This window comes from Rhizobium phaseoli, assembly GCF_010668805.1.
In the GTDB taxonomy this organism is placed as follows: Bacteria; Pseudomonadota; Alphaproteobacteria; order Rhizobiales; family Rhizobiaceae; genus Rhizobium; species Rhizobium phaseoli_A.
This window is the reverse complement of sequence record NZ_WUFT01000002.1, coordinates 12929-34920: the sequence shown is the minus strand read 5'-3', so window position 1 is coordinate 34920 and position 21992 is coordinate 12929. Positions and strand designations below refer to the sequence as shown.

Annotated in this window: 23 protein-coding genes and 1 pseudogene; 12 read left to right on the top strand and 12 right to left on the bottom strand. The window is 59.2% G+C overall.

The window, feature by feature from the left end:
- A complete protein-coding gene (locus tag GR197_RS03385) occupies positions 1 to 342 on the top strand; it encodes a winged helix-turn-helix transcriptional regulator (RefSeq protein WP_164006623.1) in 342 nt (113 codons plus the stop codon).
- Positions 343 to 465: 123 nt separating this feature from the next.
- On the opposite strand, the gene betI is transcribed toward GR197_RS03385, so the two are convergent.
- Positions 466 to 1047 carry a choline-binding transcriptional repressor BetI gene (gene betI / locus GR197_RS03380; protein WP_164006622.1) on the bottom strand — a complete coding sequence of 194 codons (582 nt, stop codon included), beginning with the start codon at positions 1045 to 1047 and terminating at the stop codon, positions 466 to 468.
- Between the two features lie 130 nt (positions 1048 to 1177).
- Here betI and choX point away from each other — a divergent pair, with 130 nt between their 5' ends.
- The 7 genes and pseudogenes from choX to GR197_RS32205 all read left to right on the top strand — a co-directional run bounded on the left by choX (position 1178) and on the right by GR197_RS32205 (position 5744).
- Positions 1178 to 2092, top strand: a complete 915-nt coding sequence (gene choX / locus GR197_RS03375; RefSeq protein ID WP_246724478.1) for a choline ABC transporter substrate-binding protein — start codon at positions 1178 to 1180, stop codon at positions 2090 to 2092.
- Positions 2089 to 2934 carry an alpha/beta fold hydrolase gene (locus GR197_RS03370; RefSeq protein WP_348643239.1) on the top strand — a complete coding sequence of 282 codons (846 nt, stop codon included), beginning with the start codon at positions 2089 to 2091 and terminating at the stop codon, positions 2932 to 2934. The genes choX and GR197_RS03370 overlap by 4 nt, the downstream gene beginning before the upstream one ends.
- A 276-nt stretch (positions 2935 to 3210) precedes the next feature.
- Entirely contained in the window at positions 3211 to 3450 is a 240-nt protein-coding gene (locus GR197_RS03365; RefSeq protein WP_164006619.1) for a DUF6894 family protein, read from the top strand.
- Positions 3451 to 3625: 175 nt separating this feature from the next.
- Positions 3626 to 3797, top strand: a pseudogene (locus tag GR197_RS32210) (AraC family transcriptional regulator); the annotation flags it as partial.
- Between the two features lie 107 nt (positions 3798 to 3904).
- Positions 3905 to 4318: a response regulator gene (locus GR197_RS03360; protein ID WP_164006618.1), complete on the top strand. Its 414-nt coding sequence runs from the start codon at positions 3905 to 3907 to the stop codon at positions 4316 to 4318.
- A gap of 63 nt (positions 4319 to 4381) precedes the next feature.
- Positions 4382 to 5236 carry a transglutaminase family protein gene (locus GR197_RS03355; protein ID WP_164006617.1) on the top strand — a complete coding sequence of 285 codons (855 nt, stop codon included), beginning with the start codon at positions 4382 to 4384 and terminating at the stop codon, positions 5234 to 5236.
- A 49-nt stretch (positions 5237 to 5285) separates the two neighbouring features.
- Positions 5286 to 5744, top strand: coding sequence for a PIN domain-containing protein (locus tag GR197_RS32205; RefSeq protein ID WP_246724456.1), 459 nt, complete (start codon positions 5286 to 5288; stop codon positions 5742 to 5744).
- Positions 5745 to 5762: 18 nt separating this feature from the next.
- Here GR197_RS32205 and GR197_RS03345 read toward each other — a convergent pair whose 3' ends face one another.
- From GR197_RS03345 to GR197_RS03335, 3 genes are all read right to left on the bottom strand, one after another.
- Positions 5763 to 6431, bottom strand: coding sequence for an NAD(P)-dependent oxidoreductase (locus GR197_RS03345; RefSeq protein WP_164006616.1), 669 nt, complete (start codon positions 6429 to 6431; stop codon positions 5763 to 5765).
- 69 nt (positions 6432 to 6500) lie between these two features.
- On the bottom strand, positions 6501 to 6974 hold the full coding sequence (locus GR197_RS03340; protein ID WP_164006615.1) for an AtaL-like protein: 474 nt from the start codon (positions 6972 to 6974) through the stop codon (positions 6501 to 6503).
- A gap of 39 nt (positions 6975 to 7013) precedes the next feature.
- Complete coding sequence (locus GR197_RS03335) at positions 7014 to 7883, bottom strand: SDR family oxidoreductase (RefSeq protein ID WP_164006614.1); 870 nt, start codon at positions 7881 to 7883, stop codon at positions 7014 to 7016.
- 106 nt (positions 7884 to 7989) lie between these two features.
- Between GR197_RS03335 and GR197_RS03330 the strand changes: the two genes are divergently transcribed.
- Positions 7990 to 8880 (top strand): LysR family transcriptional regulator, encoded by an 891-nt coding sequence (locus tag GR197_RS03330; RefSeq protein WP_164006613.1) that lies wholly within the window; start codon positions 7990 to 7992, stop codon positions 8878 to 8880.
- A 186-nt stretch (positions 8881 to 9066) separates the two neighbouring features.
- On the opposite strand, the gene GR197_RS03325 is transcribed toward GR197_RS03330, so the two are convergent.
- The gene (locus GR197_RS03325; protein WP_164006612.1) at positions 9067 to 9966 is read right to left on the bottom strand and encodes an AraC family transcriptional regulator; all 900 of its coding nucleotides are present in this window, start codon (positions 9964 to 9966) and stop codon (positions 9067 to 9069) included.
- A 100-nt stretch (positions 9967 to 10066) separates the two neighbouring features.
- Between GR197_RS03325 and GR197_RS03320 the strand changes: the two genes are divergently transcribed.
- Positions 10067 to 10825 (top strand): SDR family oxidoreductase, encoded by a 759-nt coding sequence (locus tag GR197_RS03320; protein WP_164006611.1) that lies wholly within the window; start codon positions 10067 to 10069, stop codon positions 10823 to 10825.
- A gap of 34 nt (positions 10826 to 10859) precedes the next feature.
- Complete coding sequence (locus GR197_RS03315; RefSeq protein ID WP_164006610.1) at positions 10860 to 11840, top strand: alpha/beta hydrolase family protein; 981 nt, start codon at positions 10860 to 10862, stop codon at positions 11838 to 11840.
- Between the two features lie 158 nt (positions 11841 to 11998).
- Here the strand turns inward: GR197_RS03315 and GR197_RS03310 are convergent, their stop codons facing one another.
- The 5 genes from GR197_RS03310 to GR197_RS03290 all read right to left on the bottom strand — a co-directional run bounded on the left by GR197_RS03310 (position 11999) and on the right by GR197_RS03290 (position 17720).
- Positions 11999 to 13738: an amidohydrolase gene (locus GR197_RS03310; protein ID WP_164006609.1), complete on the bottom strand. Its 1740-nt coding sequence runs from the start codon at positions 13736 to 13738 to the stop codon at positions 11999 to 12001.
- A gap of 96 nt (positions 13739 to 13834) precedes the next feature.
- Positions 13835 to 14965 (bottom strand): extracellular solute-binding protein, encoded by a 1131-nt coding sequence (locus GR197_RS03305; RefSeq protein WP_348643238.1) that lies wholly within the window; start codon positions 14963 to 14965, stop codon positions 13835 to 13837.
- Positions 14890 to 15714 (bottom strand): ABC transporter permease, encoded by an 825-nt coding sequence (locus GR197_RS03300; protein WP_164006607.1) that lies wholly within the window; start codon positions 15712 to 15714, stop codon positions 14890 to 14892. The genes GR197_RS03305 and GR197_RS03300 overlap by 76 nt, the downstream gene beginning before the upstream one ends.
- Positions 15707 to 16612 (bottom strand): ABC transporter permease, encoded by a 906-nt coding sequence (locus GR197_RS03295; protein ID WP_164006606.1) that lies wholly within the window; start codon positions 16610 to 16612, stop codon positions 15707 to 15709. The genes GR197_RS03300 and GR197_RS03295 overlap by 8 nt, the downstream gene beginning before the upstream one ends.
- 4 nt (positions 16613 to 16616) lie before the next feature.
- Entirely contained in the window at positions 16617 to 17720 is a 1104-nt protein-coding gene (locus GR197_RS03290; RefSeq protein ID WP_164006605.1) for an ABC transporter ATP-binding protein, read from the bottom strand.
- A gap of 372 nt (positions 17721 to 18092) precedes the next feature.
- Here GR197_RS03290 and GR197_RS03285 point away from each other — a divergent pair, with 372 nt between their 5' ends.
- Positions 18093 to 18725 carry a TetR/AcrR family transcriptional regulator gene (locus tag GR197_RS03285; protein ID WP_164006604.1) on the top strand — a complete coding sequence of 211 codons (633 nt, stop codon included), beginning with the start codon at positions 18093 to 18095 and terminating at the stop codon, positions 18723 to 18725.
- A gap of 20 nt (positions 18726 to 18745) precedes the next feature.
- Here the strand turns inward: GR197_RS03285 and GR197_RS03280 are convergent, their stop codons facing one another.
- Positions 18746 to 20176: an aldehyde dehydrogenase family protein gene (locus GR197_RS03280; RefSeq protein ID WP_164006603.1), complete on the bottom strand. Its 1431-nt coding sequence runs from the start codon at positions 20174 to 20176 to the stop codon at positions 18746 to 18748.
- A gap of 190 nt (positions 20177 to 20366) precedes the next feature.
- A complete protein-coding gene (gene ggt / locus GR197_RS03275; protein ID WP_164006602.1) occupies positions 20367 to 21962 on the bottom strand; it encodes a gamma-glutamyltransferase in 1596 nt (531 codons plus the stop codon).
- Positions 21963 to 21992: the final 30 nt, after the last annotated feature.

Sequence of the window (21992 nt, the reverse complement as noted above, 5' to 3'; positions counted from 1 at the left end):
TTGACCCACGCAGGAAACCGCTGGTCATTGGGTGTTATCCATACGTTGGGTGTGTATGGCCGCCTGCGCCATGCGGATATCCGCCGCAGGGTGCACGGCGTTACCGAAAGGATCCTCACCACCACTCTCCGTCAGCTTGAGAGAGATGGGCTGGTCACGCGCTATGATCTCTCGGAGATGCCGCCACGCGTAGAATACGAGCTTACCGAGCTGCGAATGGGATTGCTGATCCACATGATCCCGCTTTTGACTTGGGTAGTAGAAAATTCCGATCAATTCCGTACGTCGCGTGAAGAATACGATTCCGACCGCATGAGAAAGCCGCCGTGGCAGACGTTCTAGCGGCTGCTGAAAAACCCGCTGGCTTTTGGGCTGGACAAATGATTCCGTCTTGGCAGTGATGTCGAGGGAATTTGGATGCGCGGCGGGGATGATCGGACGGGTTGTTATGCCCAGTTCGAGGCTTCAACGAGATGGAATGCGATGATCAAGATAGTCCCGCATCTGAGCCAGGGCCGTTTCGCGAGTAAGGCCCCCTGATTGAAGTCCGGCGCGTAGCCAGAGCCCGTCGATCAGCGATGTAATGGTCAGGGCCACCGCCTCGCATTCGCCGCGCGGCAGTATATGCACGAGTGCGGACATCAGGTTGGACCGCATACGGGCATGGATCACTGTCTGGATGCGCGCGAGCTTCGGATCCCGCGGCACTTCAGCGCAGAGCGACAGCCAAGCATGACAGATCGATGGCTGGAAGAAACGCTCCTCGAAGTTGCCCTCTATGATCGCCTCCAGCCTATCACAGGCCGTCGTCGCCAGTTTCAGCCTGGCAATGACAGCTTGGCTCAACGCAACGTTGGCCTCGCGCATCGCATGTTCGAAAAGCTCCTGCTTGTTGCGGAAGTAATGCAGTACAATACCCTTCGAGGCTCCGGCATGACTCGCGACCTTCTCCAGCGTCGCGCTGGCCATCCCCTCCCGCTGTAGAACCTCGAATGCCGCCTGCCGCAGTTCCTTGCGGCGAATAGCGCTGATTTTCGTAAGTTTCATGCCCATGTCCTTTTGTGTCGTCCCAGCATTGACAATTCTTCCGCAAAGATCAATTGTTGACCGCTCGGGCAATATAATGACTTGTTGGTCAAAGAGGAGAAACGCAGTGATGCAGCATCTGAAGACAGGCATGCTTTCCATACTCCTGGGCACCGTCGCCCTGCCTGTGCTTGCCGCCGAGCCCGAAGCCTGCAAGGTCGTCCGCATGGCCGAGCCTGGCTGGAACGACTTGGCGTTCACCACCGGCGTCGCCCTGACGCTCCTGAAGGCGCTAGGCTACGAGCCGCAAAGTTCTCTTCTTGGCATCGACGTGATCTATCTCAGCCTCAAGAACAAAGATCTCGACGTCTTCCTCGGCTACTGGGATCCGGCGATGGTCACCTACTACAAGCCCTATAAGGAAGAGGGATCGGTCGAGGACGTCGTAACCAATCTCAAGGGCGCGAAATACACCTTTGCCGTACCGGCTTACGTCTGGGAGGCGGGCGTCAAGGATTTCGCCGATCTGCAGAAATTCCCCGACCAGTTTGAAAAGAAACTCTACGGCATCGAACCCGGTTCGAACCAACTGATGATCGACGCGACGAAGGATCAGGCGCTCGGCCTTGATGGGTGGGAAGTGGTTGAATCGAGCGAACAGGGCATGCTGGCCGAAGTCCAGCGTCGCGCCAAGGACAAGGCCTTCATCGTTTTCCAGGGCTGGGCGCCGCACCCGATGAACACGGCGTTCGACATCCGCTATCTGACCGGTGGCGACAAGTTCTACGGCCCGGATTTCGGCGCAGCGACGGTCTCGACTCAAGTGCGCAAGGGCTATCTCAAGGAATGCCCGAACGTCGCACGGCTCTTGTCCAATCTTACCTTCGACATCGCCTTTGAAAACAAGGGTATGGGCTATCTGATGACGGATGGTCTTTCGCCTGAGGAGGCGGCGGTGAAGGCGCTGGCGGACGAACCGCAGCGGCTCGATGCATGGTTGGAGGGTGTCACCGCTTTCGATGGCAAGAACGGTCGCGATATGGTGAAGGCGAAGCTTTCCCTGTGACACAGGTCAATCAGCAAGGTTGGGCGGCACGTAAACGTTCGATGCGTTTGCCCGATGACCGGCCTCTGGCTTTTATCGACAGTGGCGGGGAGGGTCCGGTGCTTCTGCTGCTGCACGGCTATTCGGACTCTAGTCGCAGCTTCTCGTTGCTGGAACCGTGCCTGCAGGGGTGCCGCCTTGTTGTTCCCGATCTGCCTGGCCATGGCTCATCTGCTGCCGGCGATGGTCTGATGGTTGGCGATTTTGCTGATGATATTGCCGCCTTGCTGGCTGACCTGGGCATCGACCGTTGTGTCGTTATCGGGCATTCCATGGGGGCGATGGTCGGCATGGTGCTTGCGGACCGGCTGGCGAGCACGGTCGAGGCTCTGATTCTGGTTTCGGGTACGCTGCGGCCGGCCTTTCCGCTGAGCGAACCAGTGACGAAGGCGATCCTGCGGCTCAGCGATCCGATCGATCCTGCCGATCCTTTCTTCGACCTCTGGCATGCTGGTCCGCAACCTGTCGATCAAACCTTCCTCGATCCTCTGCGCCGCGAGGCGGCTGCGATTCCCGCGAACATCTGGCAGGGCATACTCCAAGAATTCACAAGACTGGACCTGACGGGCACGGCAAGACGGATCTCTGTGCCAGTGCTATCTATCTCCGGCAGCGAGGATACCATTTTCGATTCCGCTCAACGAACGGCACTCATCAGTGCGTTACAAAAGCCCCAGACCGTGGTCTTGAAGGGTTTTGGCCATAATCCCCACTGGGAAGATCCCGCACAGATGGCACTCCTGATAGACCGGTTTCTGGCACGCATACAAACAACTTTATCCGTCTGCAAACCTGACGGCTGAACATTGCCACGTTAACGAAGAAGATCGATATCGAGGGATAGAGGCGGCTCAGTTTTCCCCTCACTGTCAGCGCGAAGTGCCGAAAAACCAATAGCGCGCCGGCAACATCTGGTTGAGGTGCCTCATTGCTTTTTAAGCAATTCCTGATGTGATGCTAGCATGACGAAGCCGCCGAGGGCCTTTGCATCGAGATTGGACAATGTGAAAATCCCTGAAGTAAGTAGTGGCTAGGGCTCACCGGCTTTAAATATCGATGAAACGGTCTAGATTTCCCGAATGAGCACTGTCGCCCGCTACATCTTCAACCTGATAACACCGGCCGGCGGAGTGAATGATTTCGCGAAAGCAGATTTCCCCTCTTTAGACGAAGCTCGCGCGGAAGCCGTGTTGGTTGCTCAGGAACTTATGAGGGGGGCGGCTAGCCAAGGGCAGGATGCGTCAGATTACGCCATCGAAATCTGCAATGAGGCTCGTAGAACCCTTTCTGTCGTGACGTTTCGTCAGGCGCGCTATTGATGTCGGCCTCGGGCGCTTGTGCGGTTGTGGGCTTGGAAAATCAACTTGCCCGGCCTTTGATGGCCCTCCTTCCTACCAATGGAAGCGTTTTGCGGTCAATCGCACCAGTCGTTTTCGCTGTTTCGGGCTTCACGTCCGCGCGACCCCTTCCTTCAGCACCTTCTCCGATTTTTCACCAATCGCTTCCATGATGTCGCTCACCGGAATCGTCGAACCACTGAGGACGCTGCCGACTTGCCGACAACTCCCGCCCCGTTCATTGCCGCTGGTCGATAATGGGAACCCCCCGGCCATGCTACCGTCGCTGCGGCATCCGCGTTCAGACCGACGCGCCGCATATCGATCCAGAGACCATTTACTCGTCTGCGCACAGCGCTGCCAATATCTTGTTGCTGCGCCGCAACATTGATGATTTGATACTTCTCGTTGCTAAACTCTTTGCTGGGTAATCAAGTTGTTAGACGGCCCTGATCAAAAGCACATAATCCTGATTGTAGAAGAGAACCGGATCCTCCGCGCGGAAACGGCCGTTGCGTGCAAAGGATTTGGCTACGGGACAGCCGAGGCGTCCAGTGGCGCAGATGCGTTGGAGATTCTGGAAAAGCGAGACGACATCAGTCTCGTGTTCACCTCCGTTAATATGAAAGGCGCAATAGATGGGGTCCAACTCGCGGTGCGCGTTCATGCAAGATGGCCAAAGCTACCGATCGTTATGACTTCCGGGGTGGTAAATCTGCGACAGTCGCTGCTGCCGCAACGTTTTAGATTTGTCCGGAAACCGTACGCTACCAAGCCCCTAATGGCATGTTTCAAAGTGCTCATTGAATCCGAGCATCGGGAAGTCTCCTGGCCACAATTGAGTTCGTAGGGCAGGAACACTTTGCGAGCGCCGTCTGAGATAGACTGAAAATCTGGCGGCCGGGAAATCTTAATGAAACTTCAGATCAAGCATCGAACGACCTATCGTTACTTGCGGCCCGTCGGGCTGCTTGCGCACCGCCTGATCCTATCGCCCCGGACCGACCAACAGCTTCGGACCTTGTGTTTCAACATTGACTGTTCGGCGAAGGGGTCGATCGACTGGGCGAAGGACGTTTTCGGCAACACGATCGCGACGGTAACGTTTTCTGAACGGACCTCCGAACTGACGATCTCCAGTGCTGCCGTTGTCGAGCAGACCGCCGACCCGTGGCCGGTCTTCAATATTGACATCTCGGCGCATTCCTACCCCTTCACCTACTCGACCGAGGACAAAACTGACCTCGGCGCGTTTGCTGCCGCGATCTCTCCAGGTAACCGTCTGGCGGATTGGGCTCGAGCGTTCGTCAGCGGCCGCCCGACCGACACGCTTTCGCTCCTGAAAGACATCAATGCCGGCATTCTGACAAATGTCAGATATCGCATCCGAGACGAAGAAGGCACACAGTCGCCGCAACAAACACTGGAGCAGGCCAGTGGCTCATGCAGGGACATCGCAGCACTTTTCATTGAAGCTGTTCGTTGCTTGGGGTTTGGTGCGCGTGCTGTCTCCGGTTACATCTACGATCCGCGGGCATCTGTCGACGACGGCGGATCGACACATGCCTGGGCGGAAGTCTATCTTCCGGGAGCCGGTTGGATTGCGTTTGATCCCACCCATCGACGAGTGGGAGAAGCATGTCTTATTCCCGTAGCGTTTGCCCGCAACAATGGACAGATCATGCCTGTTACCGGCGGATATACGGGAATGCCGGACGATTTCCTGGATTTGGACGTGTCGGTCAAGGTGGTCGAGATACGAGAATAGCGGCAGATGATGTTCGCCTGCTCTATTCAATCAGGTCATTGGTACTGACATGCGTGAGGCAAACGTCCGCGGCTATGAGTGGTTGTTCGCCGAGGAGGCGACGGAAAGCTATTTTTCCAGCCGAGCGACGATCCTCCTGGAGGCGAACGTGGTGAATTATCGTCCGTTGATAGAGGATCTTAAACGACCTGACCTTGACGATCGGCATGTACTCGCCGCTGCCATTGTCGGAAAAGCTTCCACCATCGTCACCTGGGACCTCAAGGATTTCCCGAGACGAGAACTGCGTCCTTACGGCGTGACGAGCAGGTCGCCAGATGATTTCCTGGCTGACCTTCATATTACGTTTCCCGAGGCGCTTCTTTCGAGTGCTAGACTTGCGCGGCTTAATCTGCGCAAGACAACGCCAACGGTTGAAGGGTTCGTCGACGCGCTTCCGCAAAATGGGCTGAAGAAATTTGCAAGGGGCAAAACCCGGCAGGGGCCGCGTTCCCCTGCCCCTTCATGATCAAACTTATGCCGCTCGTTACCAGGTGACCAATGGCGAGCGGTGCGCCCAGGCGCTGCTGACCACTTGTTCCAGTACGAATGTTGCAACGTCCGCGCGGGATATCTGACCGCCGCGGAATTCCTTTAGGTCTGTCAACGCCCGGACTGCACCATGTCCAGGCTTGTTGTTGAGGATCGACGGACGAACAATGGTCCAATCGAAACCGCTGTCCCTGATGATGGCTTCCTGACGATTCTTGTCGGCGTAGACGTTGCGTAGAAGCAGCGGGAAGATCAGCTTGTCGAAAAGGAAGCCGCCATGTCCGGCGCTGTCGCCGGCGCCCATACCGGTGATGGTCACGAGGCGTGAGACCTTCTCCGCTTTCATCGCATTGACGAGGGAGAGGGTTGCCGTCGAAAGAAGCGTGACTTTACGAAAGGGGCTCGCGGGTGTGCCCAGTGCGCTGATTACCACATCCCGACCTTTGACAGCCTGGCGCAGGACCTTCTCGTCGCGGGCATCTCCGACGATAAGGTTTGCGCCCTTCAGATCTGCCGCTCTTTCCGGCGAGCGCACCAGGACAGTGACATCATAGCCGCGACTGACAGCCTGGCTAACGATGTGGCGGCCGGTGGGCCCAGTAGCGCCAAGAATAAGGATCTTCGGTGCAGCGCCTATATGTGGTTCTTTAACGGTCGTCGTCATGGTGGCAGTCCTCTCGAGGAGCAGGGCGCCTCTTCAAGAGGCCGCCCTGTTTGTTGTCTATGGTGGTGATCAGAGCCGACCCTCTGCCAGCAACTCGCGGGTCCGCTTCAGCGTCGACAGCAGCGCCGATTTGTAGCCCTTGTCGCTGTCGAACCGTGTCTGCTCAGCCTGCTCCTCGGGGCCGTTCGGCTCTCTGCCGCGCAGGCCGAGGTAGCAGTAGAAGCGAAGCTGCAGTGCGCCGGCTTCATCCTCGAACAGCTCATTGACAATCGCGCCTTCGCGCGGGCCGGCGGCCTGAAAGAAGGTGACCTTGCTCTCGCTCTCAAGAACGATGATTTCGCGCAGGTCGGAGCCGGCGATTGTGGCCTCGCGGACGAAGTGGGTCGCACTTTCCTCCACGACATCGCAGCGGGAGCAGAGGCCGGGCGGGAGAAACAGGCGCGCATCGCGCGCCTTCAGCTCCAGGCCCTTCCAGGCCTGCTTCCGGCTGAGTTTCGTTTCGCCTTCCGGGTTCACCGGAACAGTGGCGGTCGAATAGATCATGATGATGGTCCTTGGTGTTCTGGATCGCGGATGGGTACCTCAAGCAGAGGCAGCCGTTTCCGATGCGAAGTTGCGATAGGAACGAAGCGGCCGACCGAGAAGCGTCGTGAGGCGCTCGACATTGCCACCTTCAGGCAGCATGCCGTCGGTCAGGAAGCGCTCGCCCATCACGCGCATGTCGTAGGCCATCCAGGACGGCATGAACTGTTTGAGGTTCTGCTCGAATGCCGCAGTATCACCGCCGCCATAGTTGATCTGGCGTCCAAGAACGTCCGACCAGATGGCGGCAATACCCGCTCCAGTGAGTATTTCGGGGCCGACCAGGTTGATGCGGTCGAGCGGAAGCGGCTGTGCCGCCTGCTCGCGGCGCAGAAGTTCGAGAGCGGCGATCTCCGCGATATCGCGCACGTCGATCATGGCGAGGCCCTTGTCGCCGACCGGCATCGGGTAAACACCGTAGCCGGTGATGGCGTCCTTGATCGTTAGGTCGTTCTGGATGAAGTATGCCGGGCGCAGGATGGTGGCGTGCATGCCCATCTGCTCGATCATCCGCTCGACGCTAAACTTGCCAGCAAAATGCGGGACGTTCACGTAGACGTCAGCATGGATCACCGAGAGGTAAACGATCCGTTCGATGCCGGCCGAGCGGGCAACATTGAGTGCAATCAGAGCCTGAGTGAATTCATCAGGTACGACGGCGTTCAGCAGGAACAGCGTGGACACGCCATCGAAGGCGGTGCGCAGCGAGTCGACATCGAGGAAGTCACCCTTCACCACGGAGACCTCGGCCGGAACGTTGGCCTTGGAGGGATCACGAACGAGGGCGCGGACATCAGCGCCGCGGTTGACGAGGTGTTGGATGACTTGGCTGCCAATATTGCCTGTGGCGCCGGTAACGAGAATGGTCATGGGATGATCTCCGGGTTGGTATTGCTTGACACCCCGAATATGATGGGTCCACTGTTGGCCCGATAGACCATCAATCTAGACGCGCTGTCTCACAAATGGAACGAATATGGATCTTGTCGCGCTTGCCGATTTCAATCTCGTTGCCCGCCATGGCGGTTTCGGCAAAGCAGCGCGGGCTACCGGCCGTCCTAAGGCGACCCTGTCCCGGCGGGTGACGGAGCTGGAGGCTACTCTTGCGCTTCGACTATTCGAGCGTGGCTCGCGTAACCTGAAACTCACTGAGGAAGGACGCGCGCTCCATGAAAGGACAGCCGCTCTGCTGACCGAGCTTGACGAGACGGCAGCCACTATTGCCTCAGGTGCCGAGAAGCCGCGCGGCAGGTTGCGGATCAGCGCGCCACTTCTTTTGTCGCAGACCGCCATGGGCAAGATCGCGGCAGGTTTTGCGCTCAAGTACCCGGATGTCAGGCTGGAAATTACCACAGAAGACCGCCCGGTGGATATGATCGAGGAAGGCTATGATCTGGTCATCAGGGTCAACCCCGACCCGGACGAAAGTCTCGTTGGTCGCGCCTTTCTGCACGACCGACTCGTTGTCGTGGCAAGCCCGGATCTCAGTCGTCCGGCCGGGGACCTCCCCGTTCCTGGCGTGGTGCGCGGGGCCGGCAACCGGCAAATCTGGAGCGTCACAACCTCGCAGGGATGCTCGACGATTAAAGTCGAGCCAATCCTTGCCCTGTCGTCGCTGATCATGGTTCGCGATGCGGTGCGGGCAGGCGTCGGCGTGGCACGCTTGCCGATTTCCTTGGTGAGCCACGATTTGGCAGACGGCACTTTAAAGCACTGGGGAGATGTCGAGGAATCCGAGATCGAGCTTTGGGCGCTTTACCCATCCCGACGACTGCTCAGCGCTCGCGTGTCGGCATTCCTGGATTTTCTGAAACACGCGTTCCCCAATGGAACGCCCGACGAACTCGCTGCGTATATCGGCAAGTAGCAAGTCTCAAAGCTTCGTCGCCCCAAGGCTAAAGACTGTCTCTCCACTGAACCCTCTAGTCATAAACCTTCTAACCGGTCGGTGCCGCGCAAATCCCGGCGCCCGCCATTCACCTCTCCAATAGCGCAGGAGAAATCACGTCCCGCGCTATCAACCCCTCCGATTTTTATCGCGCCCCCTCAAACACTAGGTTGCAGCACTTTCTCTCGAATAGGCCCCCGGCGATTTCCCCACATGCCGACTGAACGCAACACTGAAGGCGCTCGCCGAGCCGTAGCCAACGCGTTGTGCAATCTCTGCCGTTGCCACATCCTTGCGAAGCAGTTCCTTTGCAAGCGCCATTCGCCAGCCGGTGGCATATTCCATCGGGGCAACGCCCACCTCCCTGCGGAAGCGATCGAAAAACGTCGAACGGGACATGGCGGCATCCTGCGCCAAGGCTTCCACCGTCATGCTGCGGCCCGGATCCTCGTGGATCCGGCGTAGTGTGGGAGCCAACTGCGGATCGGCCATGCCGCGGAGGAGGCCGGGTGAAACTGCTGCACCCCCCGCCGAACGCAATGCCTCAATCAGCAAGACTTCCAGTAATCGGTGAAGCACCATTTCTCGGGCGGTCCGGTCGGCTCTTGTTTCGTCGTTGATCATTCGCACCAGCAACGTCAGGCGTGCCTCGCCCCTGATATGGATGACCTCCGGCAAAAGCGAGACGAGCAGAGCCTTGTCATCCGATCCGAAAGCACAATGACCAACCATGGCCAGGACTTCGGCCGGCGCGTCAGGGTCTCCCAGCCGGAAGACACCCGGACTGGTCTCAAGACGTTGGGCAGGCGCTTTGCGAGGCGGCGGGTCAAGGCTGCTCATCGTGAACGAGAAGATCTCCGGCACCAGCACGAAGTCACCGGCTGCCAGCCGGATTGGCTCATGACCGCTGATAGTCATCAGGCAATGCCCTTCGACCACGGCGCAGTAGAAGGGGCTTCCGAGCTCAGTGCGCTCGACGCGCCACTGACCGCCCCCCGTCACCAGCTTGGAGATCGAAGGCCTTGGCTTGAGCAGGGAAACGACTTCTGCAACTGGGTCGGTCATCAATTCGGACTTTTGCTAACAATGCTTGGACGTACGATGATAGCAAGTCCAGGCATGACAGTCCATCTTTTGAGCAAGTCAATCGTTCAGGAGTCACGACATGCCAAAGATCCTTATCACCGGTTGCTCATCCGGTTTCGGTCTCGCAATCGCGCAGACCTTCCTTTCTGAGGGGTGGGACGTGGTCGCGACCATGCGGACGCCGCGCAACGACCTGCTCCCCGCTAACGACAGGTTGAAAGTTCTGGCGCTGGATGTCACGAGCGCGCAAAGCATAGCCAAGGCGGTCGACGCGGCCGGGTCGATCGATGCGCTGGTCAACAATGCCGGCGTCGGCATGCTGAACGTGCTGGAAGGCACCGAGATGGCGAAGGTCCGCGAACTATTCGAGACGAACGTCTTCGGCGCAATGGCCATGACCAAAGCCATTCTTCCGCAAATGCGCGTGCGGGGCTCAGGCGTCATCGTCAATGTCAGTTCCAGCGTTACGATTAAGCCGCTGCGCGCTTTGTCCGTCTACAGCGCCAGCAAAGCGGCTCTGAACGCCTTTACCGAAAGTCTGGCCCTTGAGGCCGCCCTGTTCGGTGTACGTGCAAAGCTTGTTCTGCCGGGCTCCGCACCGACCACAGCGTTTGGGAAAAATGCCATGGCCCGAATGGGAATGGATATCCCGGAGCCTTACTCCGCGTTCGTAGACGACTATCTCACGACGCTGCGCTCCGGCACTGAATTCACGACACCGGAAGACGTGGCCCAGGCTGTCTTGCGGGCCGTAACGGAACCGGACGCGCCGATGAAGGCTCCCGCTGGCGCCGATGCAAAAATCTGGTCTCGCGAAGCAGGCCACTCGGTCGGGTGACGCATTTGCCTGCCCCAACAAAAGAGACTTTGAAATGAACAATCTGATTGATCTGGCCCGCCACATTCCTACGCCTGACGCCACTCTGACTGTCGCCTACAGTCCGATCCGACTTCCGATGGTTGGCCGTCGACCGCTGGAACTGCGCCTGACGGCACCGGCGAACGGCAGCAGCTTGCCGATCGTGCTGTTGTCGCATGGATTCGGACCGTCCAATTATATCCCGTCGAAGGACGGCTACGCGCATTTGGCTCAGTTCTGGGCCGAACGTGGCTTCGCGGTAATCCAGCCAACGCATGCAAGCTCGCGCGTCGGCGGCTTGCCTTCAGATGCACCCGGTGCGCCATTCTTCTGGCGCGAGCGCGTGGAAGAAATGAAGGCGATCCTCGATCACTTGCCCGAGGTAGAACGTCGGGCGCCGGCTGTTTCCGGCCGGCTCGATGACCTGCGAATCGCTGCAGCGGGTCATTCCTTCGGCGGCCATACTGTTGGCCTTCTGTTGGGCGCACGCCTGGACGGCGAAGATTTTTCCGATCCGCGCATCTCCGCGGGCATACTGCTCGCGGCTCCGGGACGCGGTGGACAAGACATGACCGAAGAGTACGCCGCCCGCTTTCCCTTCTTCGATTTGGACTTTTCCAGTCTGACAACCCGCAGCCTTGTTGTCTGTGCGGACGCTGACGATCCCCATTTCACGACCCGTGGCCCCGAATGGCATGCGGACGCGTATTATGACGGCCCGGGTGCGGAAGCACTGTTGATGATGCACGGCGTAGGACACGGGCTCGGCGGCATAGCGGGGCTTGACGCCAAGGAAACAGAGACCGAGGCGCCCGATGTGCTGGAAGCAACGAAGCGTTTGACGCTTGCCTGGCTTCAGACGGCACTTGCTGTCGACGAACCGGCATGGGCGCAAGCGTGCCGCGCGCTGGAAGGATTGGCCACTTCGCTCGCGCAGGTCTCACGACGGGCTACCCCGGATCAAGCAAGATCGGCAAACAATGAATCTGCCTGAGAAGTGTCGGGGGCCGGGTCGGCCCGTGCGGCCGGACCGCCGATAGAGCGTTCGACGCTTCCACAGGGACCGAATATCTCCTCGCGGCTGGCCCGCACTCTTCGTCGCGCCGACGAAGAGTGCGGGCTTCTGAAAATGAACGTGCGGCAGCTCATTTTTCACAACTCAGCAGCACCACAAGACGCCTCACGACCTTGGCCCTCAGGAGGCGGAAGCTCTGGCGCGCTTTGGATAAAAGTGTGCGTGACCCGACCGTCGCAGATCGTCACGGCGGCCTTGAGGCGGGACACCGCCTCTGGGGCGGTCGCCTCGATATCCCCGGACAGCACCACGACGTCGGCGAGATAGCCGGGTTTCAGCACGCCCTTTCGGTCTTCCATGAATTCCACCCAGGCACAGTTCTTCGTGTAGCCCTCCAGCAGTTCCGACAGGGAAAGCCGTTGATCCTTGAGATCGTCGCGCCACGGCTGGCGGACCAGCGCACCTTCGATGCAGGCGAGCGGGTCGAGCGGCGTGACCGGCCAGTCGGTCCCAAGGACGAGCGTGACGCCGGAATCCTTGATGGTTCGCCATGCGAAGGCGAGCGGCCAGCGTTTTTCGCCGATACGACCGAGATAAGGCTGCAGCGGCAAGTCGCCCGTTCCCGGCGGATGGGTCGGCTGCATCGAGCCGACGACACCGAGCGCCGACAGACGCGGCACGTCATCCGGCTCGATGGTCTCGATATGTTCGATGCGGTGGCGGCTGTCGCGTGCACCATTGAGCGTGCGCGCATGCTCATAGCCGTCCAGCACCTCACGGACTGCGCCGGTGCCGATCGCGTGAACGGCCATCTGGAAGCCGAGGCGATCGGCCTCGACGGCGACCGCATTGAACTGCTCGGCCGGGAACAGCAGGTCGCCATTTTCCTCCGGGTGGTCGCCGTAGCCGCCGACCATGACGGCCGTTCCGGACTCTATCACGCCGTCAGCGAACATCTTGACGAAGTCACAGCGCAAACGGTCCGTATTGTAGCGCTCGCGCCAGGCGACGGCCTTTTCCTCGATGACGCTGAGCGGCATGAAATTCTTCATGTGGTATGGCATGCGAACGCGAACCGGCAGGCCGTCCGTCTTCTCGATCTCGTCGAGAAGCTCAAGCTGGTAGAGGTTGCCATCCATGTTCTGAAACGAGGTGATGCCGAGCGAGGCGCAATAGACGAGCCCCTTCTTGAGGAGGGCAATATCGCTGGCGCGTTGGGCGTCAGTGACCAAATCCGGGTCGCCGCCGGTGGCGATGCCGAAGCGTTCGCGCCCGCCGGTCGATCCGAGCTCCAGCACGGGTCCCATGGCTTCGCTCTCGCGCAATTCGCCGCCGGCAAGGCCGTCCGCTCCCATGACGATCTCGTTGCCGATGCTCAGTTTCGCACCTTCGAGAATACCGGCGGCCTTGAGTGCAACGGTGTTGGCCCAGGCCGTATGATAGTCGGGGGAGATGAGAAGCAGCGGCCGGTCGGGCATGATCGCGTCGAGCTTGTGGCGATCGGCTGGCGTATCGCCGAAGATGAGATAGTCGGCACCGTTGCCGACGAGAAGCGGCAGGTCCGGATTTTGCGCAGCATAGGCGGCAATGGCGTTTGTGAGCGCCGCTTCGCCGCGAACGCCCATCAGTGGCAGTTGGATGAGGCTGAGGGAGCCGCCGAAAATATGCATGTGGGATTCGTTGAAACCGGGCACGATCGTCCCGCCGCCCGCATCGATCACGTGCGTGAATGGGCCTGCAAGCTCCATGGCTTCGGCATCCGAGCCGACCTTGACGATCCGGTTGCCGAAAATAGCGACGGCTTGAGCGCGCGGCGCGGCGTCGTCCATGGTGATGACCTTGCCGTTCCTGATGACGATGTTCGCAGACTGACCCATAGCGTTCTTCCCTTTTAAGCAAATTTGTTCTGTAGCGCGCCGGTCTGGCCGGCGCGCTGATGTCCGTTGATGGCGGAAATGGCTCCAGGCCCCGCGTTACTTGCGCAGGTTGGTCCAGATCTTGTTGTAGAGCTCGATGACTTCGGGGCTGCAGGGCGGCGAGAAAGAGACCTTGAAGTTTGCCGGGCGCTGGAGTTCCGGTGCGTTGCTCAGATCCTTGTCGAGGAACTTCTCTGAGCCGACGATGCCGTTGCTATAGGTCGCGAAGTTAGAGATCATCGCGGCGTTTTCCGGGTCCATGATGAAGTTCTGAAAGAGCTTGGCGTTGTCTATGTTCTTCGCGCCCTTCAGCACGGCGACATTGTCAACGAAGCCCTCAACGCCTTCCTTGGGGAAGCCGAATTTCAGGGTCGGGCGGCTTGCGTGGGCGCGGTAGGCGGCGCCGTCCCAGATCATGGACGCATCAACATCCCCGGATTGCAGGAGCGTCGGTGCATCGTAGCTGAACGTACGCCAGGAAGGCTTGGCGGCGAGCAGCAGTTCGTTGATCTGCTTGAGCTCAGACTTGTCGGAGGTGCAGAGCTTGAAGCCCTTGTAGTGCTCAGCCGCGTGGATGACGCTTATCATGTCGTCGAGGACGTTGATACGGCCTTTCAGTTCAGCCGGCGGATTGAAGAGCACACTCCAGGTGTCGAGATCGCCCTTGTAAACAGCCGTGTCGGCTTGCAGGCTGGTGACGCCGATCTGCCACGGAACGGTATAGTGGCGGCCTTCGTCGTAATAGAGGTTCACAATTTCCGGCTTAATGTTCTTGAAGTTTTCCATCTTGTCGGGCTCGGTGGCCTCAAGAAGTCCTTCCTTCTTCATGATGTCGACGGCGTAGTCGGACGGTATGACGATGTCGTAGCCGGAGCCGCCAGCCTTGATCTTCGCCATCATCGATTCGTTGGTGTCATAGGTGTCGAGTGTCACCTTTACGTCAAACTGCTTCTCGAACTTCTTGATCAGGTCGGCGCTGGTGTAGTTGCCGAAGTTGTAGATGTGAAGTTCGCCGGCGGCGAAAGAGGTGCTTGTTGTGAGCAGAAGACCCGCGATGGCGAGAGATGACAATTTCTTCATTTCTGTTGTACCCTTCTGGTTGGTTTTTGGTTTTAGTTCTGCTTCATCTTTGTCAGGAGGAAAGAGAGAACGATAAAAGCGATGGAGACGACGAGCAGCGCCGTGCACATGGCGTTGAGCTCGGGCGTGACGATGTTGCGGATGCGAGACCAGATAAAGAGTGGCAGCGTTGTCTCGCCGGGACCGGCAATCAGCTGCGTGATCGTGAAATCGTCGAAGGAGACGATGAAGGCGAGCGCTGCGCCAGAAGAAATGCCCGGCAACAGCAGCGGCAGCGTGACATAACGAAACGTTTTCCAGCGATCAGCGTAAAGATCAGCCGCCGCATTTTCCAGCGTCACGTCCATGCCCTCGAGCCGCGCCTTAATCGGCAGGTATACGAAGGGGATGCAGAAGGACGTGTGCGCCAGAACGATCTTCAGAATGCCAAAGCTGATGCCGAAGGTCTGCGCGATGAAGGAGAAGAAGGCGAGCAGCGACACGGCGCTGACGATTTCCGGGATGATCAGCGGCGAGGTGATGGCGAGAATGGTAGCAGACTGCCCCCGCCAGCGCTTGGCCCGCGTGGTGGCCAGCGCCGCCATCGTGCCAATGATCGTCGACATGATCGTTGCCGCAATGGCGATCGCCACCGACAGGATGGCTGAATTGAAGAACCCCTCGTTCCGCATCAGCGCCACGTACCAGCGCATGGAGAAGCCCTGCCAGGACGCGCCGATGCTCATGGCATTGTTGAACGAGAAGATGAGGACAACGAGGATCGGCAGATAAAGGCTGACCAGGCAGGTCACAGCGATGAAGCCGAACCCCGTTTGGCGCTTGATGTCGATCTCTCCTGTGGACGCGAAGCTAGCCATGTTTCACCTGTCCCGAGCGACGGATCTGAAAGAGAAGCGCAAGCAAAACGAAGACCATAAGCACGATCGAGAAGGCCGAGCCCAGCGGCCAGTTGCGCGACGAGCCGAATTGGAGCGCGATCAGGTCGCCGATCATCAGGTGGCTGCCGCCACCGAGCAGAAGCGGCGTGACATAGGCCCCGAAGGCGGGCACGAAGACGAGGATGCTGCCGGTCACGATCCCGGGCTTGGCCAGCGGTATGATGATCTGCGTCAGCACCTTGAAACGGCTCGCATAGAGATCGAAGCCCGCCTCGACGAGGCGGAAATCGAACTTTTCCAGCGAGGCATAAATCGGCAGCACCATGAAGGGCAGGAAGCTGTAGACCAGGCCGAGCAGGATGGCGAAGTTCGTGTAGAGCAGCGTGATCGGGCGATCGATGAGGCCGAGATGCATCAGCACCGTATTGATGAGTCCCTCGTCGCGGATAATGAACATGACCGCGATCGTGCGTACCAGGAGGTTCGACCAGAAGGGGATCGTCAGTAGTAGTACCCAGAGATTGCGCTGTTTCGCTGGGCGCGTCGCCATGAAATAGGCGGTTGGGAAGCCGATCAGCACGCAGAAGACCGTCGTCGCCACGCCAAAGACGGCGGTGCGAATGTAGACCTCTAGATAGGACGACGAGAACGTAAGGGTGTCATCGAACATGTCGCGCTGGAAAATCAGAGAGACATAGGCCTCTAAAGAGAATTTAGGCACGACTCCGCCGTAGTCGCCAGGCGCCATGAAGGAGTATGCGACCACGATCAGCAGGGGGATGAAGCCCAGAAGGATCATGATGACGATGGCCGGTGACGCGAGCAACAGATGACGCCTGGCGTCCTGTTTGTCCTGAGGGGTGGCGATCTCCGACATGGCCTCAGTCCTTCAGGATCTGGGCGACGCGGGGCGGAATGGTGACCCCGATCGTCCGGCCGACGGCAATGCCTTCTTTCGGGCCGGGGCGGTTCTGCTGCCGAATGGTCAGCGCCGTACCGTCGCTCAGGCGGGCGTGGACATGCGTGTCCGTGCCGAAATAGACGATTTGTTCGACGGTCGCGTCTACCGCCTGCTGCGAGCCGGGCGCGACCAGTTCCAGATGCTCAGGGCGCACGACGATGGTGACGGCCCCCGAACTGGCCACTGACTTGGCAGTCAACGCCTCTACAACGGGACCGCAACGCAGCGACACCGTGCCGACGCCATCGGCGCTCGACGTCAGGTCGCCCTCGAGGAAGTTCGTCTCCCCGATGAAGCCGGCGACAAAGCGGTCGGCGGGATGTTCGTAGATATCATGCGCCGAGCCGATCTGCAGGACCTTACCGCCATTCATGACCGCGATGCGATCTGACATGGTCAGGGCTTCCTCCTGGTCGTGGGTAACGAAGATGAAGGTTATCTCGGTTTCCTGCTGCAGGCGCTTCAACTCGATCTGCATGGATTTGCGAAGCTTCAGGTCAAGGGCCGATAGCGGCTCGTCGAGAAGCAAAAGCTTCGGCTTTGGAGCGAGCGCGCGCGCAAGCGCGACACGCTGCTGTTGGCCGCCGGAAAGCTGAGTGACGGAGCGATTGCCGGCATTCTCCAACCGGACCAGACGAAGCATTTCCTCGACTGACGACGATATTTCGGCGGCACTCTTGCCGAGCATTTTGAGGCCGAAGCCGATGTTTTCGGCGACCGTCATGTGCGGGAAGAGCGCGTAGTTCTGGAACACCGTGTTGATCGGGCGTTTGTTCGGCGGCAGCATCGAAATGTCTGTGCCGTCCAAAAGGATCTTGCCGTCGCTTGGCGCTTCGAAGCCAGCGAGCATTCGAAGCAGAGTCGTCTTCCCGCAGCCCGAAGGCCCCAGAAGGGTGAAGAACTCGTTTGGACGGATCTCTATGGACACATCGTTGACGGCGCGGAAATTGCCGAAATCCTTCAGAACGCTGAGGATCGTTACAGCACCGCCCTTGGCGGCCCGTAAGGGCGTCATATTGCTCATGTTTTAGAAAGCCACCCAGTTTGAACTTGGCCGAAAGTCATCGGTTCAGTCTCCCAGTTTCAATTTTCCGCGTCGGGCTCACTGCAAACAAGATGCAGAAACCTAGGACCGCGAAGACTATATTCGCAGCCGACATCAGTCTTAAATTGAATACTTTGCACTCGCAGAAGACAATCGAGACGAACATCGTCTCGGTTTCGATCTTGTGCGGAGTTCTTTACTTGTATTCCGTAGACCAAGGCGGCCGGCGAAATTTATGCTGTTCCCACGCTTGTTTTTTATGAGCGATTGACACGTACTGTATTGCGTCAATAAATTGTGTCAATAAAATATTTTATGGCGTAAAAGATTTTATTGGGAGGCTACGAGACATTGGCTCAGAAAGCGACGGCAGGCCTGCGCGAGAGGCAAAAACAGCAGCGACGCGACGCCATCATGGAAAGCGCGCGCCTGCTGTTTGAGCGCCAGGGCATCGAAGACTGCTCCATGGCCACCATTGCTGCCGAGGCCGGCGTTTCCACGCCCACCGTGTTCAACTATTTCGGTAGCCGCGACGAACTGCTTCTCGCGATCATTCTCCAGGGCCACCAAAACGCTATTGCCGATTATCGAAGTCAGCCGCGCAAGTTCACAAGCCTTGCCGACGATGTCTGCGAATTGCTGACCGGCTTCACCACCCGCTCGCTTGAAATCTTCAGCAAGCGGGTTTGGCGGTATGCGGATTCGACCGCAATCCGCTATCCGGAATCCGAATTCGTCCAGCGCTACGGTCAGATCGACATTACACTGACCAAGATCATCGAAGACCTGCTGGTGGCGAGAGCGAGCCGGACGCGGCGTGGCGACGGCTTCGCCGCCGGCACTCTTGCTTCCGTCATCTACAATCACTGGAACTGCCACTGCATCGCCTATATCAAGGATGAACAGATGACGATCGAGGAGCATCTCAGCACGTTGCTGGCCCAGATCAGGCACCTGCTCGACCTGATCTTTGCGGAAGACTGATCCGGCGCGCATTACCTCGATCATTCGGTGTATCCAATGATTCCCTTGATCTCGAGAAAGTCGTCGAGACCGAATTCCCCATATTCGCGCCCGTTGCCGGACTGTTTCATGCCGCCAAAGGGCGCGTAGGTATCCCAGGCCGGAGAGTTGATATGCACGTTGCCCGCGCGCAGCCGGCGGGCGACGCGCCGTGCGCGGTCCAGGTCCGACGACGAAACATAGGCCGCAAGTCCATAGATGGAATCATTGGCGATGCGGATCGCGTCGTCCTCGTCCTTGTAGCCGATGATGGAAAGCACCGGTCCGAAGATTTCCTCGCGCTCGATGCGCATGCCCGGCTTAACATCCGCAAAGACCGTCGGGCGGACAAAGTAGCCGCGATTGAGGCCATCCGGACGGCCTTCGCCGCCGGCAACCAGCGTTGCGCCTTCTGCCACGCCTGCGGCAATCATGCCTTGAATCTTGTCAAACTGCGCCTGGCTGACAACGGGGCCAAGATCGACGCCATCACGCTCCGCCGGACCGACGGTCAGAGAGCCGGCCGCTTCAGCAGCAATAGCCGCTGCCGACTGCATGCGTCCTTCGGGCACCAGCATGCGAGTCGGTGCATTGCAGGACTGGCCCGAATTGTCGAAGCAGTCGAGCGCACCCTGGCGTACGGCCGCCACGAAGTCGGCCTCTTCGAGGATGACGTTGGCGGATTTGCCGCCCAGTTCCTGGTGCACCCGCTTGACGGTCGCCGCTGCCGCTTTCGCCACGGCGATACCGGCGCGGTTCGATCCAGTAATGGAAATCATGTGGACGTCGGGATGGGAGGCCATCGCCTCGCCCACCGTCGGGCCATCGCCGTTGACGAGGTTGAACACGCCGGCGGGAACGCCCGCCTCATGCATGATTTCCGCAAAGACCAATCCGCTGACGGGGGCAACTTCGGACGGCTTCAGGATCATCGTGCAGCCCGCGCCGAGCGCCGGGGCGACCTTGCAGGTGATCTGGTTGAGCGGCCAGTTCCACGGCGTAATCATTGCGACGACGCCGACCGCTTCCTTGGCGACCATCGTCTTGCCGACCATGCGCTCGAACCGGTAGTCCTTCATGACGTCAATCATGGTGTGAAGATGCGCCGCGCCGCTGCGCACCTGATTTTTCAGCGCCATTTTTTTTGGAGCGCCCATTTCGCGGGAAATAGCCCAGGCGAGATCCTCCGAACGCTTTTGATACACGGAGAGAACCGATTTCAGCAGGTCGAGACGTTCTGCAGGGCTCGTCAGATAGAAGTCCTTGAAGGCGTGCGATGCCGCGGCAACAGCGCGATCGACATCGCCCTGGCCCCCCAGCGCAATCGTGGCAAAGGCCTCTTCGACGGAAGGGTCGATGACCTCTAGCGAACCCTGCGCATCCAAGGGATCAACCCAGGCGCCGTCAATGTAGAACTCGCCAAACTGTTTCATCCGGAACTCCTGCAAATATACGAAAGATCGTTATCGCTGATATATTCAATATTTGATCATAATACAATGTATTTTGATCAGATTATTCCGCCGTACTTCAAAGTCGCTGATTGATCGATGGAAGACCATCGCGCCGCTGAAAAGGGCGAACTGCCGCCATCGGGCGTCCCAAGGGTGCTCCCGTCCCCCATCAAAACCCAAGCGCGATACCGTCTTTTCGCGATTCCGACGCACCGGTCAGCGTGCCGTTTTCCCAATCGATGCGGATCAGCTGCGCGCCGCCGATGGGGTCCTCTGTCGGCACGATCTCAAAGCCACGGTCCTGAAGTTCGGCAATCGTCGCAGCCGGAACGGTCTGCTCCACCTCGATCTTCGGTGCGAGCCCGCTGGCCGGCACCAGGCGCGGCAGGTCGATGGCGTCCTGCATGTCCATGCCATAGTCGAGCACCTTGCTGATCAGATGCGCATGACCCATGGCCTGGTAGTAACCGCCCATGACGCCGAAGGACATTTCGGTTCGACCGTTGCGCGTCACGATGCCGGGGATGATCGTGTGCAGCGGACGTTTTTCAGGCGCGATCATGTTGAGATGGCCGCGCTTCAACGAGAAACTCTGGCCACGATTATGTAGAACGACGCCCGACTTCGGCGCGACGATGCCGCTTCCGAAGCTATCGAAGATCGAGTTGATGAAGCTCACGGAATTCCGTTCGGAATCAACCACGGAAATATAGACCGTGTCGCGATGGCGCGGCAGCTCGAAAGGTGGCAGGTCAGCAATCGCCCTCTTCACATCGATTAGACCGGCGAGCCGGCTGGCGAGTTCGTCGGACAGCATCTCCTCGACCGGCACATTGGCCTTGGCGGGGTCCGCCAGCCAAGTGTCGCGCGCCGCATAGGCAAGCCGTGCCGCCTCAATTTCGATATGAATGCGGTCAATCGCGTCCGGCGCACCCGTAGCCTCGAAATGCGACAGGATATTGAGGATCATCAGCGCAATAATCCCTTGCCCGTTTGGCGGGCATTCGTGGATCGTATAGCCCCGGAAGTCGGTCGTCGCAGGCGTCACATATTCACCCTTGGCGGCGGCGAAGTCTTCGAGTGTGTGCAGACCGCCGAGCGCGCGCAGCCGCTCCACCATGTCCTCGGCCACCGGCCCGCGATAGAACCCGTCGCGGCCTTCGGCGACGATCCGCCGGAAGGTGGCGGCCAGCTCCGGCTGGCGGTGCACCTCGCCGATGCGCGGTGCGCGGCCTTGCGGCAGGAAGATGCGTGCAGCCACTTCATCGGCAGCCAGCAGGGGTTCTTCCTTTGCCCAGTCGCGATGCACGCGCGGCGAGATCGCATATCCGTTTTCGGCAAAGGCGATGGCAGGCGCCAGGACCTCGGCAAAAGGCAGGCGACCATGATCGGCATGAAGACGGGTCCATGCGTCGATGGTGCCTGGAATGGTCACGGAGGAAGGCGACTGGCGGGGCACTTCGGTCAGGCCGCGCTCCTCGAACCAGTCCACCGTCAGGGCTGCCGGCGTGCGGCCCGATCCGTTATAGGCAATGACATCGGCCCCGCCCTTCGGGGCGTAAAGCGCGAAGCAGTCGCCGCCAATGCCGGTTGATCCCGGCTCGACGACGCATTGTACGGCGCAGGCGGCTATGGCAGCGTCCATAGCATTGCCGGCGGCTTGCAGGATGTTGATCGCCGTCAGCGTGGCGGACGGGTGCGATGTCGCAGCCATCGCCTGGGCGGACACAGCAATCGATCGCGTCGGTGTCTCGAAGTTACGCATTGCCTTTTGGTCTCCGTACTATGCGGCATG

What these genes read in the sequence shown, in the direction of transcription:
- betI (WP_164006622.1), bottom strand. Translation starts at nt 1,047, where the DNA reads ATGAAACTTACGAAAATCAGCGCTATTCGCCGCAAGGAACTGCGGCAG.
- choX (WP_246724478.1), top strand. Translation starts at nt 1,178, where the DNA reads ATGCTTTCCATACTCCTGGGCACCGTCGCCCTGCCTGTGCTTGCCGCC.
- GR197_RS03365 (WP_164006619.1), top strand. Translation starts at nt 3,211, where the DNA reads ATGAGCACTGTCGCCCGCTACATCTTCAACCTGATAACACCGGCCGGC.
- GR197_RS03355 (WP_164006617.1), top strand. Translation starts at nt 4,382, where the DNA reads ATGAAACTTCAGATCAAGCATCGAACGACCTATCGTTACTTGCGGCCC.
- GR197_RS32205 (WP_246724456.1), top strand. Translation starts at nt 5,286, where the DNA reads ATGCGTGAGGCAAACGTCCGCGGCTATGAGTGGTTGTTCGCCGAGGAG.
- GR197_RS03345 (WP_164006616.1), bottom strand. Translation starts at nt 6,431, where the DNA reads ATGACGACGACCGTTAAAGAACCACATATAGGCGCTGCACCGAAGATC.
- GR197_RS03340 (WP_164006615.1), bottom strand. Translation starts at nt 6,974, where the DNA reads ATGATCTATTCGACCGCCACTGTTCCGGTGAACCCGGAAGGCGAAACG.
- GR197_RS03335 (WP_164006614.1), bottom strand. Translation starts at nt 7,883, where the DNA reads ATGACCATTCTCGTTACCGGCGCCACAGGCAATATTGGCAGCCAAGTC.
- GR197_RS03330 (WP_164006613.1), top strand. Translation starts at nt 7,990, where the DNA reads ATGGATCTTGTCGCGCTTGCCGATTTCAATCTCGTTGCCCGCCATGGC.
- GR197_RS03325 (WP_164006612.1), bottom strand. Translation starts at nt 9,966, where the DNA reads ATGACCGACCCAGTTGCAGAAGTCGTTTCCCTGCTCAAGCCAAGGCCT.
- GR197_RS03320 (WP_164006611.1), top strand. Translation starts at nt 10,067, where the DNA reads ATGCCAAAGATCCTTATCACCGGTTGCTCATCCGGTTTCGGTCTCGCA.
- GR197_RS03315 (WP_164006610.1), top strand. Translation starts at nt 10,860, where the DNA reads ATGAACAATCTGATTGATCTGGCCCGCCACATTCCTACGCCTGACGCC.
- GR197_RS03310 (WP_164006609.1), bottom strand. Translation starts at nt 13,738, where the DNA reads ATGGGTCAGTCTGCGAACATCGTCATCAGGAACGGCAAGGTCATCACC.
- GR197_RS03300 (WP_164006607.1), bottom strand. Translation starts at nt 15,714, where the DNA reads ATGGCTAGCTTCGCGTCCACAGGAGAGATCGACATCAAGCGCCAAACG.
- GR197_RS03295 (WP_164006606.1), bottom strand. Translation starts at nt 16,612, where the DNA reads ATGTCGGAGATCGCCACCCCTCAGGACAAACAGGACGCCAGGCGTCAT.
- GR197_RS03290 (WP_164006605.1), bottom strand. Translation starts at nt 17,720, where the DNA reads ATGAGCAATATGACGCCCTTACGGGCCGCCAAGGGCGGTGCTGTAACG.
- GR197_RS03280 (WP_164006603.1), bottom strand. Translation starts at nt 20,176, where the DNA reads ATGAAACAGTTTGGCGAGTTCTACATTGACGGCGCCTGGGTTGATCCC.
- ggt (WP_164006602.1), bottom strand. Translation starts at nt 21,962, where the DNA reads ATGCGTAACTTCGAGACACCGACGCGATCGATTGCTGTGTCCGCCCAG.